Raw genomic sequence first — 13,152 nt, 5'->3', positions numbered from 1 at the left:
GTGGGGGATGATCACTCCATGAGCGAGATCATCCTGATGTCCGACGCCCGGGTCGCAGCCATCCCCGTCGAGGAGTGCGGAGAGCCCCTCGTCGACGTGAGCGACGTACTGCTGGTCGACGACCGCAAGAACGACAGCGGCGCCGAACTCCACCTGCGCCAGGGCGTGTTGGACCGGCTCCTGGAAGCGGAAGCCCTGCTGCCCGACGGCCTGCGCCTGCTGTTCGTCGAGGGCTACCGGCCGCCGGCCCTCCAGCGCCGCTACTTCGAGGGCTACGGCGACGAGCTGCGCGCCGCCAACCCGGACTGGTCCGCCGATCGCGTCCGGTCCGCCGCCAGCCGCTATGTGTCGCCGCCCGAGATCGCCCCGCACTCCGCCGGCGCGGCCGTCGACCTGACCCTCGCCGACGCCGACGGCCGTGAACTCGACATGGGCACCCCGATGAACGCCAACCCGGAGGAGAGCGACGGGGCTTGCTACACCGGCGCCGACAACATCACCGCCGAGGCCGGGGCCCACCGCGCCGTGCTGGGCAAGGCGCTCGGCGCGGTCGGCCTGGTCAACTACCCGACGGAGTGGTGGCATTGGTCGTACGGAGACCGTTACTGGGCGCTGATGAGCGGTGCGCCCGCCGCCCTCTACGGGCCGAAGGACCTCGACCTCTCGTGAGGCTGTACCCGGTTCTATCCGGCGAACGCGTCCACACCGGTTAGATCGGCGGACAGCTTCCACAGACGGGCCGCCTGCTCGGGGTCGGTCGCCCAGGACTTGACGCCGATGCGCTCGCCGTCGGCGGGGGCGGGTTCGGCGATGTCGCAGTCCTCCAGATAGACACCGCCGAGGCCGTCCAGCTGGGGCGAGGTCGCGGCCCAGACCTGCGTGGCCGCGCCCTGCTCCGGGGTCTTGAAGGCGTCCGGATTCAGCAGGTTGCCGTCCTCGTCGATCCAGCCGCGCTCCACCATCTCCTCCGTGGCCAGGTGGCGTTGGAGCGGCGTGAGGATGCCACCCGGGTGGAGCGCGAAGGCCCGCACGCCGTGGTCGGCGCCCAGCCTGTCGAGGTGGACGGCGAACAGGACGTTCGCGGTCTTCGCCTGCCCGTAGGCCTCCCACTTGTCGTAGTCGTGGCTCCAGTGGACGTCGTCCCAGCGGATCCCGGAGGAGTGGTGGCCGGTCGAGGACACCGAGACCACCCGGGCGCCGCCCGCCGCGATGGCCGGCCACAGCCGGTTGACGAGGGCGAAGTGGCCGAGGTGGTTGGTGGCGAACTGCGCCTCCCAGCCGGGCCCGACCCGGGTCTCCGGGCAGGCCATGATGCCGGCGCTGTCGATCACGAGGTCCACGGTGCGGCCGGAGGCGAGGAAGCGGTCGGCGAAGCCGCGCACGCTCTCCAGGTCGCCGAGGTCCAGCTCGTCCAACTCGACACCGTCGAGCCCGGCCACGGCCTCCCGCGCGGTGTCGGGACGGCGGGCGGGGACGACGACTCGGGCCCCCGCCTTGGTGAGCGCACGGGTGGTCTCCAGGCCGATGCCCGAGTAGCCGCCGGTGACGACGGCGAGCTTTCCGGTGAGGTCGATGCCCTTCAGGACGTCGTCGGCGGTGCTCTTCGCACCGAATCCGGAACCGATCTTGTGCTGTGCAGTGGTCATACCTGAACGCTACGAATTGGAGTGCGCTCGAAGTCAAGGATCCAAGACAAGGACCCAGGTCAAGGAGAAGCCCCGACCGCGACGGGGGAATCACGGCCGGGGCGGCCAAGTGGTGGGCACGGAAGGCGGTCGCCTCGCGGCGAAAGGCTCCACAGGGCTTCAGCCGAACGATCGTCCCTGTGGGCGGAGGTTGAGGCCCGGGGACACTGTTCCCTCCGCACCCACGGTCTGTTCAACGGCAAACTACCGGCGAGTGTTCCTGTGCGGGCCACCGCAGGCGGTGATGTGCATCACTTGCCATTGGTCCAGTCCAGTAGCGCGGCCGCCGACCAGGTCGTCACCACCCGTTCGGCGGGCACCCCGCACTCCTCGGCCCGCGCGCAGCCGTTGATCTGCCAGTCGAGCTGACCGGGCGCGTGCGCGTCGGTGTCGATCGAGAACAGCACCCCGGCGTCAACGGCCTTCCGCAGCAGCCGCCTCGGCGGGTCGAGCCGCTCCGGACGGCTGTTGATCTCCACGGCCGTACCCGACTCGGCGCAGGCGGCGAACACCTCGTCCGCGTCGAAGACGGACTCGGGCCGCGCGGCACCCCCGTTCCGCCCGATCAGCAGCCGCCCGGTGCAGTGCCCGAGGATGTCCGCGTGCGGATTCCGTACGGCGGCCACCATGCGGCGGGTCATGGCGCGGGCGTCCATGCGCAGCTTGGAGTGCACGGAGACCACGACGACGTCGAGCCGTTCCAGCAGCTCCGGTTCCTGGTCCAGCGAGCCGTCGTCGAGGATGTCGCACTCGATGCCGGTGAGCAGCCGGAAGGGCGCCCAGGTCCCGTTCAGCGCCGCCACCACGTCCAGCTGCTCGCGCAGCCGCTCCGGGGAGAGTCCGCGGGCCACGGTCAGCCGGGGGGAGTGGTCGGTCAGCACCGCCCACTCGTGGCCGAGCCCGGCCGCCGTACGGCCCATCTCCTCGATCGGGCTGCCGCCGTCCGACCAGTCGGAGTGGAGGTGGCAGTCGCCGCGCAGCAGCGCCCGCAGTTTTCGGCCGCCGGGGCCGGACGGGGCGGGGGCCTCGGCCTCCAGTTGCTCCAGATAGGCGGGGACCCGCCCGTCCAGGGCCTCGCGGACCACCTGCGCGGTCTTCGGGCCGATGCCCTTGAGGGACTCCAGGGTCCCCGCCGCCGCGCGTTCGGCGACCTCGCCCTCGGGGAGCGCCGTCAGGACCCGGGCCGCCGTACGGAAGGCGCGTACGCGGTAGGTCGGGGCCAGGGAGCGTTCCAGCAGGAAGGCGATCCGGTCCAGTGCCCGCACGGGATCCATCGAGCCTCCTCCCGCGGGCGGTCCCCGGCCGGGAACCGTGGACCGCTCGCGTCCGCGTGATGCGTTCTAGGCTCTATTGCATGACCGAAATGTCCAGCCCGCACATCTCCAGTCCGCGGATCATGGTGCTCAAGGTGCAGCCCGGTACCCCGCCGTTCCGGATCGTGGAGATCGACGGGGAGATGGTCTGCGAGGCCAGAACCCTCACGGACGTCCTACAGGTCGCGGCCGTGTGCGGCATCACGGTGCATGACCTGGACGACCCGGACGTGATCCGCTGGGTCGGCGGGGACAAACTCACCTGGATGCCGCACTAGGCGGTGAATACCGGGGTTCTACGAGGTCAGCCGACCGTCCACTTCTGGTTGGCGCCACCCGAGCAGGTCCAGATCTGGAGCGGGGTGCCGTTGGCGGAGGTGTTGCCGGTGACGTCCAGGCACTTGTTCGCCTGAGGGTTGACGATGTCGTTCGCCGAACTGACGGCCCACTGCTGTGCGGCGGATCCGTTGCAGTCGTAGAGCTGCACCTTGGTGCCGTCCGCGGTGCCGCCGGCGTTCACGTCCAGGCACTTGCCGAGCGCGCGGATCGTGCCGTCCGAGCCGACCGTCCACTGCTGGGCGGCCGAGCCGTTGCAGTCGTAGAGCTGGATGGCGGTCCCATTGGCGGAGCTGGCCCCGTTGACGTCGACGCACTTGCCGGCCAGGCCCTTGATCGCCACGCCGGTGGCCGTGTTACTCGTGGTCACCGACACCGAGTCCACCAGCAGTTGGGCCGGGAAGGCCGTGGCACTGTTCGGGTCGCCCGGCCAGTCGCCGCCGACCGCGAGGTTGAGGATGAGGAAGAACGGCTTGTTGAACGCCCAGGTGTTGCCGCCGACGTCGGCGGGCGTACGGGTCTGGTAGACGACCCCGTCGACCGACCACTTGATCGAGTTGGGCGCCCAGTCGACGGCGAACGTGTGGTAGGCGTCGGCGAAGGCCGCGCCGTTCGCCAGCGTGTAGCCGGCGCCTATCCCGTTGGCGCCGGAGTAGCCGGGGCCGTGGATGGTGCCGTGGATCGTGGAGGGCTCGAAGCCGACGTTCTCCATGACGTCGATCTCACCGGAGTTGGGCCAGCCGACCGACCCGATGTCGGTGCCGAGCATCCAGAACGCGGGCCACATGCCCTGCCCGCGCGGGATCTTCATCCGGGCCTCGACATGCCCGTACTGCGCGCTGAACTTCCCGGAGGTGTTCATCCGCGCCGAGGTGTACTGGCAAGTCCCGTACCAGCACTGGTAGTTGGCCGGGTTCTCCTTCTTCGCCGTGATCACCAGATGGCCCTGGCCGTCCAGGGACGCGTTGTTGGTGCCGGACGTGTAGTACTCGCGCTCGTGGTTGTTGACGTTGTCGCCGGTCTCCTGCGTCCACTTCGAGGAGTTGACCGCCGAACCGGCGGCCCCGTCGAAGGTGTCGGAGAACGTGACGGCGTCGGCCTGGTCGGCCGACGTGGAAGCCGCCCGCGCCGGACCGATCGCGGCGGACGCGACCAGTGCGGCGGACAGAGCGGCGAAAAGACATCTGCGGAGCATGCGTGGGGAGGCCACGGCATTCCCTTCTGTACGGCGGACGTGGGGACCGACACGCCGACTGAGGTGGGGGGTGAAAGCGTCGCCTCTTGATTTAAGGAGTGAGATAAGGAGAGCGTCAATACCTTGGTACGGACCAGTAGTTGAATGTTACGGGCCAGTAGTTGATCGTTACGAAGTGGCCTTCGGCGCTTTGGACGCCTTCGATGCCTTTGGTGTCCTCGCCGGCTTCGCGACGGGCTTCCGCGCGTGCACCGCCCGGCCCAGCCGGCGCCCCAGCAGGACCCAACCGATCAGCGCGCCCGAGGTGTTGAGGATGACGTCGTCGATGTCGAAGGCCCGCCCGGTGATCAACGCGCCCTGCGCGAATTCCACCAGGAGCATGACGGTCGCCGTCAGCAGCAGCACCTTCAGGATGCCGCGTGCCCGTGGCGCGAACACGGGCACCAGCACGCCGAAGGGGATACCGAGGACGACGTTCCCGCCGATCTGCTTGATGGCGTCCCGCATGGCCGGCTGGTCGAGATAGGCCTTCAGGGAGCGGCCCGGGTGCAGATTGGTGTGCACGAGGGCCTTGGACGCGGGGGACGGCTCCAGCGTGAGCTTGGCCAGTACGACGGCGAACGCCACCATGAAGACGAAGCCGATCAGCATCGCCAACAGACGCACGGGGAGGGACAGTTGGTGGCGTCCGCGGTCGGGCCGGGCCGACTTCGGCTCGGGCTCCGTCTTCTTGGTGGTGCGCAGGCGCGGGACGGTACGGGCCATGCGGTGGGCCTCCAGCTTTCCATGGTTCAGCAGCGCCCGGTCAGGCGCTGTACGAGATGGTCACGGTCTTGAAGCCGAGCGAACCGAGGAGACCCTTGAGCATGCTGGTGGTGTTCGTCTCGGCACGCGTGGTCAGCCCGCTGGTCTTCGCCGCCTCGGCGATGTGCTTGGAGGCGAGCTTCTGCACGGCCTGCTCGCTGTTGGGGTTGTCGGAGAAGATGTCGCCCAGGCGGTCCAGCAGGCCCCGTTGCTTGGAGACCGTGTAGGAGTGGTCCGGGTCCAGCGCCGGCTTGCCGAGCGTCGCCTTCGGCAGTTTGATGCTGGCCGTCGTGCGGTCGGCGTTGACCGTCACGTCCTCCTTCCCGAGCTTGCCGAGGTCGACATAGCCCTCCACGGTGCCCGCGCCGACGTACAGGGTGCGGGTGCCGCGAATCGCGTCGGGCAGGAACTTGGCGTCCTTCTCCAGGTCCACGACGACCTGGAAGTTGCCGGAGGCCGCGTCGTAACGGCTCATGTCCTGGATGGACTTGAGCAGCGCCGGACCCGAATTGTCGTGGGTCTCGGTGCCGAAGATGTCCCGCAGGCCCGGGAGCACGGCCAGCCGGAGCCCGGCGAACAGCACGGCGATCACAACGACGACGGCGGTGAGCACCTTCGCCCAGCCCGGCATCCGCCGGGGTATACGGCTGATGGAAGTCGTCATGGGGACGGCCCTCCCTTCCTCGGTATGCGCATGCCCCCCAAATGCCCTGCCAGACAGACCTGTTGGTCGATCGGTCCATCTGACGGGGGCACGGAGGGCGCACAGGGGTGAAAAGTCATGGTTCAGGCCCGCCAGGAGTCCTGGCCCGCCGCAGACAGCATGTCCCGGCCGCGTCGCCCCATGCGTCCCGTGACCTATCCGGAGCACGGTCCGTTCCGTGTTGTGACACTGGCCGGTAACACCCTTCAGTGCGACGGTAGTTCACGGTCTCCCGACGGCCGTGACCACCACATCCCCTCCCCGTGCGTGAGCCCGGGCAGGGCCAGTTCCACGTCCCGCACCCGGCGGGCCGGCAGCTCGCCGGTGATCAGCCAGGAGCCGACACCACCCGTCGTCCCCGCGAACTCGGCGCGGCAGGAGGCGAGATGAGCGGTCACCGGCGCGAGCGCCTCCAGCGGGACCTCCGTCTCGAACATGACGTACGGCTCGTACAGCCGCGTCCGCGCGAGCCGCAGCGCTCGGCGCAGCACGATCGGGGTGAGACCGCGGAAGTCGGCGGCCGTGCTGAGCGGGGCGGCGTACCCGGAACGGGTCAGGGCGACCCGGTAGTCCGTCACGGGGGCGCCCTCCAGCCCGCTGAGCAGGGTCGCGTGGACCGTGTCCTCGATGGCCTGGTGGAACGCCCTTGGGAGTGCGCCGAGTTCGGTCTCGTAGCCGAAGACCCCGCCGGAGCCGCGCTCCGCCGGTTCGACGCGCAGCCCGATCGTCGCCCAGTAGTGGGTGCGGTCGTGCCACGGGAACTCGTCCCAGGCCTCACCGGTCCCGGCCGGGCGTTCCAGGAACCGCACCCGGCTCGGCTCGAAGTCGGCCTCGATTCCGAAGTCCTGGACGAGAGTCGCCGCGACGACCTCCTTCTGGACCTCCCCGTACAGGAGCAGCACGGTCGCCCCGGACGCGGCCGGCCGCGCGTGCAGCAACGGGTCCTGGTCGGCCAGCGCGAGCAACGCCGTACGCAGTGCCGCCGCCTGCTCGGGCCGCCGTGCCCGTACGATCGTCTCCAGCGTCGGCGGCGCGAACTGCGGTGCCCGCTCGGTGAGTTCACCGAGCCGGTCGCCGACGCGGACGTCCTTCGGCCCCGTCAGCGCTCCGATGTTCCCGGCGGTGAGCGGACCGGGGCGGCCGATGACATCGAGCCGCGTGACGCGTCCGGAGACCTCGACCGTCCGGCCGTCCGCCCCGTGGCGGCGGAACGTGAGCCGCTGGTGCGGGGCCACCTCACCGTCGTAGAGCCGCAGATACGCCGTCCGTTCGCGGCCGGGGCCGGGGCGTACGGCGAACACCGTGCCCCTCGGGGTGCCTGAGCCGGTGGGTGTGGGTGGGATCAACCGGACCAGGTGGGCGACGAGTTCGGCGACGCCCTGCCCGCCGAGGGCCGAGCCGTGGAACAGGGGGTGGATCGAGCCGTCGGCGGTGCGGGCGGCCAGGGACTTGCGCAGGTCGTCCGGGGTCGGGTGGGGGCCGTCGACGACGGCCGCGAGGATGTCCGGGTCGACCTCGGCGAGTGCCTCGGCCAGGTCCGGGTCGGCGGGCGGGCGGGGGTGCACGCGTGCTGCGGGTGTGCCGAGGCCGGTCACGTCCGTGAGCGGTACGACGTGCGGGGTCAGCCGGTGGCGGATGTCCGCGAGGAGGTCCTCGGCGCGGGCGCCCGCCCGGTCGATCTTGTTGACGAGGACGAGCGTGGGCAGCCGTAGCCGACGCAGGGTCCGCAGCAGGACGCGGGTCTGCGCTTGGACGCCCTCCACGGCGGAGAGCAGCAGGACCGCGCCGTCGAGGACCTCCAGGGCGCGCTCGACCTCCGCGATGAAGTCCGAGTGGCCCGGAGTGTCGATCAGGTTGACCTGGGTGTCGCCGGAGGTGAACGCGGCGACGGCCGAGCGGACGGTGATCCCGCGCTGCCGCTCGATCGCGCCGTCGTCCGTACGGGTGTCACCCGCGTCGACGCTGCCGAGCCGGTCGATCGCGCCGTGGTCGAAGAGCAGCCGCTCGGTGAGGCTGGTCTTACCGGCGTCGACGTGGGCCAGAATTCCGATGTTCAGGGTGTGCATGCGTGGTCGAGTCCTCAAGAACCGTCGTCCGGTGGGCAGGGCGGTGGATTCCGAGGAGTCGGCGCATCTGGGGCTCCTGACATGCGGGGGAGTACGGGCGCCGCCATCATGGCCCACAGGAGTGGGCGGTAGGCAACCCGTTTTCGCGGGTCAGTAGCATGAACCACGGCCGGGAATGATCATGCGAGGAGCAGTAGATCGTGCGAGACATCGCCGTGTTCAGCGGGAATGCCCACCCCGAGTTGGCCAGGGAGGTCTGCGCACATCTCGGTGTTCCGCTCAGCCCCACCCGGGTCAGCCGGTTCGCCAACGACTGCCTGGAGGTACAGCTCCAGGCCAACTGCCGGGAACGGGACGTCTTCCTGATCCAGCCGCTGGTGAAGCCGGTCCAGGAGAACCTCGTAGAGCTGCTGTTGATGTGCGACGCGGCACGCGGTGCCTCCGCCGGGCGGATCACCGTCGTCATGCCGCACTACTCGTACGCCCGCTCCGACAAGAAGGACGCCCCGCGCATCTCGCTCGGCGGCCGGCTCGTCGCCGACCTGATGGTGGCGGCGGGCGCGAGCCGCGTCCTGGCCATGACCCTGCACTCGCCACAGGTGCACGGCTTCTTCTCGGTGCCGGTCGACCATCTGCACGCGCTGCGTGAACTGGCCGCGCACTTCCGGCAGTACGACCTCTCCCGCACCACCGTCGTCTCCCCGGACCTCGGCAACGCCAAGGAGGCCGCCGCGTTCGCCCGGCTGATCGGCGCCCAGGTGGCCGCCGGCGCCAAGCAGCGGTACGCGGACGACCGGGTCGTCATCAGCTCCGTCATCGGTGACATCGCCGACCGGGACATCATCGTGCTGGACGACGAGATCGCCAAGGGCAGCACCGTGCTCGAACTCCTCGACCGCCTGAGGGAGTTGGGCCCGCGCTCGATCCGAGTCGCCTGTACGCACGGCCTGTTCGCGGCGGGCGCGCTGAAGCGGATCGGGGAGCAGCCCGACGTCCTGGAGATCGTCTGCACCAACACCGTGCCAGTGCCCGAGGAGGAGCGCACCGAGAAGCTGCGCATCCTGTCCATCGCCCCGGCGCTCGCCGAGGCCGTACGCCGCATTCACAACGGCGAGTCCGTCAGCGCCCTGTTCGACGCGCCGCCGAACGAATAGACATGAGGGGACGGAGCAACGCTCGGCATCAACCGAGGTGATCAGGAGGACTCGCCGTGGCGAAGGCGAAGTTCGAGCGGACCAAACCCCATGTGAACGTCGGCACCATCGGGCACATCGACCACGGCAAGACCACCCTCACAGCGGCCATCACGAAGGTGCTGCACGACCGGTTCCCCGACCTCAACCCCTTCACACCGTTCGACCAGATCGACAAGGCGCCCGAGGAACGGCAGCGCGGCATCACGATCTCGATCGCCCATGTCGAGTACCAGACCGAACACCGGCACTACGCGCACGTCGACTGCCCCGGGCACGCCGACTACATCAAGAACATGATCACCGGCGCCGCCCAGATGGACGGCGCGATCCTCGTCGTCGCGGCCACCGACGGACCCATGCCGCAGACCAAGGAACACGTCCTGCTGGCCCGGCAGGTCGGGGTGCCGTACATCGTCGTCGCCCTGAACAAGACGGACATGGTCGACGACGAGGAGATCCTGGAACTCGTCGAGCTGGAGGTGAGGGAACTGCTCACCGAGTACGAGTTCCCCGGCGACGACCTCCCGGTGGTCAAGGTGTCCGCGCTCAGGGCCCTCGAAGGCGACCCGGAGTGGACTGCATCGGTGCTCGAACTCCTTGCAGCCGTCGATGAGTTCGTGCCGCAGCCGGTACGGGACGTGGACCGGCCGTTCCTGCTGCCGATCGAGGACGTCTTCACCATCACCGGGCGCGGCACGGTCGTCACCGGCCGGATCGAGCGCGGGATCCTGAAGGTCAACAACGAGGTGGAGATCATCGGCATCCACCCGCAGAAGACCCGGACGACCGTCACCGGCATCGAGATGTTCCGCAAACTCCTCGACGAGGGCCGGGCCGGCGAGAACGTCGGACTGCTGCTGCGCGGGGTCAAGCGCGAGGACGTGGAGCGCGGCCAGGTCGTCATCAAGCCCGGATCGGTCACCCCGCACACGGAGTTCGAGGCCCGCGCCTACATCCTGTCCAAGGACGAGGGCGGCCGGCACACGCCCTTCTTCCACAACTACCGCCCACAGTTCTACTTCCGCACGACGGACGTGACCGGAGTGGTGACCCTGCCGAAGGGCACCGAGATGGTCATGCCGGGCGACAACACGACCATGCACGTCGAGCTGATCCAACCCATCGCGATGGAGGAGGGGTTGAAGTTCGCGATCCGCGAGGGCGGGCGCACGGTGGGGGCCGGTCAGGTTACCAAGATCCTCAAGTAACGCTCCCCGTAAGGCTCATAACGTGCCGGACGTGGCCTCGGGCTGCCCCAGAGCCGCGTCCAGCGTCGGCTGCGGCGGCAGCAGCCGGTTGAGCCCGGTGACCCGCAGGATGCGCAGGGTCAGCGGGTGGGTGCAGACGAGACGCAGCCGCCCGTCCCGCTCCAACACCCGCTGCCGCGCCCGGAACAGCAGGCGCAGCCCCGAGCAGTCGAAGAACTCGACCTGCCGCAGGTCGATCACGATCCGCGCGCGGGGCCGCGCCGTCACCCGGTCCAGATACGGCTGGATCTCCGTCGCCGCGGCGATGTCGATCTCCCCGCGGAACTCCAGGACCGTGAACCCGCGGTCCCGGTGGATCCGCAGATGCCGGGTCAGCGGCGCGGGTTCCTGCTGCACGTCCACTTCGCCTCCAACCGGCCCTCGGTGAAGCGGGGTTGAGCGTAGAAGCGCTCCCCGCCCTGCAAGTTACCCTCGATGGAGTGAATTTGAGCATGTTCGATTGACATATGTCTTCGAATCGAGCCAGAGCTTTCTGTGATGTGCGCGGCAGCCACGCACCGGCGCACGCCCGGGCCTACGACAGTGCGTGCCACGCCTTGGAGAGTGCCAGGCGGAACTGCTCGCTCTGGTGCGCCGTGAGCTCGCGCACCATCCGCTCCTCCAGCTCCCGCACCGGCCCGGCGCACCCCGTCAGCAGGTCGCGCGCCTCCTCGGTCAGCAGGATCAGCAGCTCGCGACGGTTCCGCGGATTGCGCTCCCGGCGGATCAGCCCGCGCCCCTCCAGGGAGCGCACGAGGTCGGCGATGGACTGCGCGGTGACGAAGGAGTCCCGGGCGAGCTGCGCCGCCGACAGGCCGTCGTGTCGCTCCAGGACCGTGAGCGCGGTGTACTGGAGCGCGGTGATCCCGTACGGCCTGACCAACTCGTCCAGGTGCGAGCGGACGACCAGCTCCACCTGCTTGACCATGTACAGCAGGGAGGGGGGTGCCTTCGTCGCGTGGGTGCCGACGACAGGTTCGGTCAAGGGGCCAGCCAGGGGTTCAGCCATGGATTCACCCTAGAGCATTGACAGGAAACCTGTCTGTAACGAGACTGCGGACCAGACGAGAAACCAACAGGAATCCTGTTGGTTGAAATCTTGGCAACGATAGTCCTGGCAACGATGCTGAGGAGTGGCGATGACCGCCTTCGAGATCGAACCCGGCCGCCTGTTCATCGGGGGCCGCTGGTGCGAGGCCGCCGACGGAGCGCGCACCGAGGTGGTCGACCCGTCCCGGGGCCGGGTCGTCACCACGGTCGCGGAGGCCGGCCCCGCCGATGTGGACGCGGCCGTCCGCGCCGCCCGCGAGGCCTTCGACAGCGGCCACTGGTCCGGGCTCAGCGGCCGGGAACGCGGCCGGATCCTGCACCGCGTCGCCGAGCTGATCCGCGAGAACGCCGACGAACTCGCCCAGTTGGAGAGCCTCGACGTCGGCAAACCCATCACCCTGTGCCACGCCGTCGACGTGACCAACGCGGCCAACGACTACGAGCACTACGCGGCCCTCGCCCACTCCCTGGACGGCGCTGTCCGCGACACCCCGCTCAACGCCCTCGCCTACACCAAGCGCGAGCCGCTCGGCGTGGTCGCCGCGATCACCCCCTTCAACTTCCCGCTGATTCTGGCCGGTTCGAAACTCGCCCCCGCCCTCGCGGCCGGCAACACCGTGGTCCACAAGCCCGCCGACGAGACCCCGCTCAGCGCCCTCTACATGGCCGGACTGCTCCAGCGGGCCGGCGTCCCGGACGGTGTCGTCAACGTCGTCACCGGCGCGGGCCCGGTCGCCGGCGAGGCCCTGCTGCGGCACACCGGCGTCGACAAGATCGCCTTCACCGGCTCCACCGCCGTCGGCCGGCACGCCGCGAGCGTCGCCGGCGAGAACCTCAAGCCCGTGACCATGGAACTCGGCGGCAACGCGGCCCACCTCGTCTTCGAGGACGCCGACCTGGAGAAGGCCGTCGGCGCGGTCATCAAGGGATTCGTCTTCAACACCGGCCAGTTCTGCATGGGCGGCCCCCGCCTGCTCGTCGCGCGCCCCGTCTACAGCACCCTCCTCAACATCCTCGCCGACGCCGTCCCCGGCGTACCGCTCGGCGATCCCCGGCTGCCCGAGACCGTCGTCGGCCCGATGGCGGGGGAGCGGCACCTGCGGAAGGTCGAGGAGTACGTCGACCTCGCCCGCAAGGAGGGCGCCCGCATCGTCTGCGGCGGCGAACGGCTCGACCTGGACGGCGGCTACTACTACAAGCCCACGGTCATCGCCGACCTCGCCAACGACTCCCGGGTGATCCAGGAGGAGATCTTCGGCCCGGTCCTCACCGTCCAGCCCTTCGACACCGAGGACGAGGCCGTCGAACTCGCCAACTCCACGCCCTACGGCCTGGCTTCGGGCATCCAGACCGGCAACCTCACCCGCGCCCACCGCATCGCCGACCGGCTCCAGGCAGGCATCGTCTGGATCAACGACTGGGCGATGCTCGACCCCAACGTCCCCTTCGGCGGCGTCAAGGACTCCGGCTTCGGCCGCGAGTACGGCCCCGAGGGCCTCGCCGCCTACACCCGGACCAAGTCCGTCGTCGTCTCCCTCGACTGACCAGGCCCACTCA

General features: G+C 69.6%; 13 protein-coding genes. 5 read left to right on the top strand and 8 right to left on the bottom strand.

Annotated elements, in window-relative coordinates; translation table 11 throughout:
• Window positions 1-18: 18 nt before the first annotated feature.
• Entirely contained in the window at window positions 19-669 is a 651-nt protein-coding gene (locus tag OG194_RS03965) for a M15 family metallopeptidase (protein ID WP_327399416.1), read from the top strand.
• A 14-nt stretch (window positions 670-683) separates the two neighbouring features.
• On the opposite strand, the gene OG194_RS03960 is transcribed toward OG194_RS03965, so the two are convergent.
• Window positions 684-1,646: an SDR family NAD(P)-dependent oxidoreductase gene (locus OG194_RS03960; RefSeq protein WP_327399415.1), complete on the bottom strand. Its 963-nt coding sequence runs from the start codon at window positions 1,644-1,646 to the stop codon at window positions 684-686.
• Between the two features lie 290 nt (window positions 1,647-1,936).
• Window positions 1,937-2,959, bottom strand: coding sequence for a PHP domain-containing protein (locus tag OG194_RS03955; RefSeq protein ID WP_327399414.1), 1,023 nt, complete (start codon window positions 2,957-2,959; stop codon window positions 1,937-1,939).
• An 80-nt stretch (window positions 2,960-3,039) separates the two neighbouring features.
• Here OG194_RS03955 and OG194_RS03950 point away from each other — a divergent pair, with 80 nt between their 5' ends.
• A complete protein-coding gene (locus OG194_RS03950) occupies window positions 3,040-3,276 on the top strand; it encodes a hypothetical protein (protein WP_327399413.1) in 237 nt (78 codons plus the stop codon).
• A gap of 26 nt (window positions 3,277-3,302) precedes the next feature.
• On the opposite strand, the gene OG194_RS03945 is transcribed toward OG194_RS03950, so the two are convergent.
• The 4 genes from OG194_RS03945 to otr(A) form a co-directional block, all read right to left on the bottom strand.
• Complete coding sequence (locus OG194_RS03945; protein WP_327399412.1) at window positions 3,303-4,544, bottom strand: ricin-type beta-trefoil lectin domain protein; 1,242 nt, start codon at window positions 4,542-4,544, stop codon at window positions 3,303-3,305.
• Window positions 4,545-4,697: 153 nt separating this feature from the next.
• Window positions 4,698-5,294 (bottom strand): VanZ family protein, encoded by a 597-nt coding sequence (locus OG194_RS03940; RefSeq protein ID WP_327399411.1) that lies wholly within the window; start codon window positions 5,292-5,294, stop codon window positions 4,698-4,700.
• Window positions 5,295-5,334: 40 nt separating this feature from the next.
• Window positions 5,335-5,997: a DUF4230 domain-containing protein gene (locus tag OG194_RS03935; RefSeq protein WP_327399410.1), complete on the bottom strand. Its 663-nt coding sequence runs from the start codon at window positions 5,995-5,997 to the stop codon at window positions 5,335-5,337.
• A gap of 245 nt (window positions 5,998-6,242) precedes the next feature.
• The gene (otr(A), locus tag OG194_RS03930; RefSeq protein ID WP_327399409.1) at window positions 6,243-8,102 is read right to left on the bottom strand and encodes a tetracycline resistance ribosomal protection protein Otr(A); all 1,860 of its coding nucleotides are present in this window, start codon (window positions 8,100-8,102) and stop codon (window positions 6,243-6,245) included.
• Between the two features lie 200 nt (window positions 8,103-8,302).
• Between otr(A) and OG194_RS03925 the strand changes: the two genes are divergently transcribed.
• Together OG194_RS03925 and tuf are read left to right on the top strand one after the other, a co-directional pair.
• On the top strand, window positions 8,303-9,256 hold the full coding sequence (locus OG194_RS03925; protein ID WP_327399408.1) for a ribose-phosphate diphosphokinase: 954 nt from the start codon (window positions 8,303-8,305) through the stop codon (window positions 9,254-9,256).
• 56 nt (window positions 9,257-9,312) lie between these two features.
• On the top strand, window positions 9,313-10,506 hold the full coding sequence (tuf, locus tag OG194_RS03920) for an elongation factor Tu (RefSeq protein WP_327399407.1): 1,194 nt from the start codon (window positions 9,313-9,315) through the stop codon (window positions 10,504-10,506).
• A 15-nt stretch (window positions 10,507-10,521) separates the two neighbouring features.
• Here the strand turns inward: tuf and OG194_RS03915 are convergent, their stop codons facing one another.
• Both OG194_RS03915 and OG194_RS03910 read right to left on the bottom strand, forming a co-directional pair.
• Window positions 10,522-10,902 (bottom strand): anti-sigma factor antagonist, encoded by a 381-nt coding sequence (locus OG194_RS03915; RefSeq protein WP_327406970.1) that lies wholly within the window; start codon window positions 10,900-10,902, stop codon window positions 10,522-10,524.
• 178 nt (window positions 10,903-11,080) lie between these two features.
• A complete protein-coding gene (locus OG194_RS03910; protein ID WP_327399406.1) occupies window positions 11,081-11,554 on the bottom strand; it encodes a MarR family winged helix-turn-helix transcriptional regulator in 474 nt (157 codons plus the stop codon).
• Between the two features lie 130 nt (window positions 11,555-11,684).
• On the opposite strand from OG194_RS03910, the gene OG194_RS03905 reads away from it, so the two are divergent.
• A complete protein-coding gene (locus OG194_RS03905; RefSeq protein WP_327399405.1) occupies window positions 11,685-13,139 on the top strand; it encodes an aldehyde dehydrogenase family protein in 1,455 nt (484 codons plus the stop codon).
• Window positions 13,140-13,152 lie beyond the last annotated feature (13 nt).

Source organism: Streptomyces sp. NBC_01288 (genome assembly GCF_035982055.1).
In the GTDB taxonomy this organism is placed as follows: Bacteria; Actinomycetota; Actinomycetes; order Streptomycetales; family Streptomycetaceae; genus Streptomyces.
Note: the sequence above shows the minus strand (reverse complement) of the source record. Positions and strands in the feature narration are given on the sequence as shown.

What these genes read in the sequence shown, in the direction of transcription:
- OG194_RS03955 (WP_327399414.1), bottom strand. Translation starts at nt 2,959, where the DNA reads ATGGATCCCGTGCGGGCACTGGACCGGATCGCCTTCCTGCTGGAACGC.
- OG194_RS03960 (WP_327399415.1), bottom strand. Translation starts at nt 1,646, where the DNA reads ATGACCACTGCACAGCACAAGATCGGTTCCGGATTCGGTGCGAAGAGC.
- OG194_RS03950 (WP_327399413.1), top strand. Translation starts at nt 3,040, where the DNA reads ATGACCGAAATGTCCAGCCCGCACATCTCCAGTCCGCGGATCATGGTG.
- OG194_RS03935 (WP_327399410.1), bottom strand. Translation starts at nt 5,997, where the DNA reads ATGACGACTTCCATCAGCCGTATACCCCGGCGGATGCCGGGCTGGGCG.
- OG194_RS03905 (WP_327399405.1), top strand. Translation starts at nt 11,685, where the DNA reads ATGACCGCCTTCGAGATCGAACCCGGCCGCCTGTTCATCGGGGGCCGC.
- OG194_RS03940 (WP_327399411.1), bottom strand. Translation starts at nt 5,294, where the DNA reads ATGGCCCGTACCGTCCCGCGCCTGCGCACCACCAAGAAGACGGAGCCC.
- OG194_RS03965 (WP_327399416.1), top strand. Translation starts at nt 19, where the DNA reads ATGAGCGAGATCATCCTGATGTCCGACGCCCGGGTCGCAGCCATCCCC.
- OG194_RS03910 (WP_327399406.1), bottom strand. Translation starts at nt 11,554, where the DNA reads ATGGCTGAACCCCTGGCTGGCCCCTTGACCGAACCTGTCGTCGGCACC.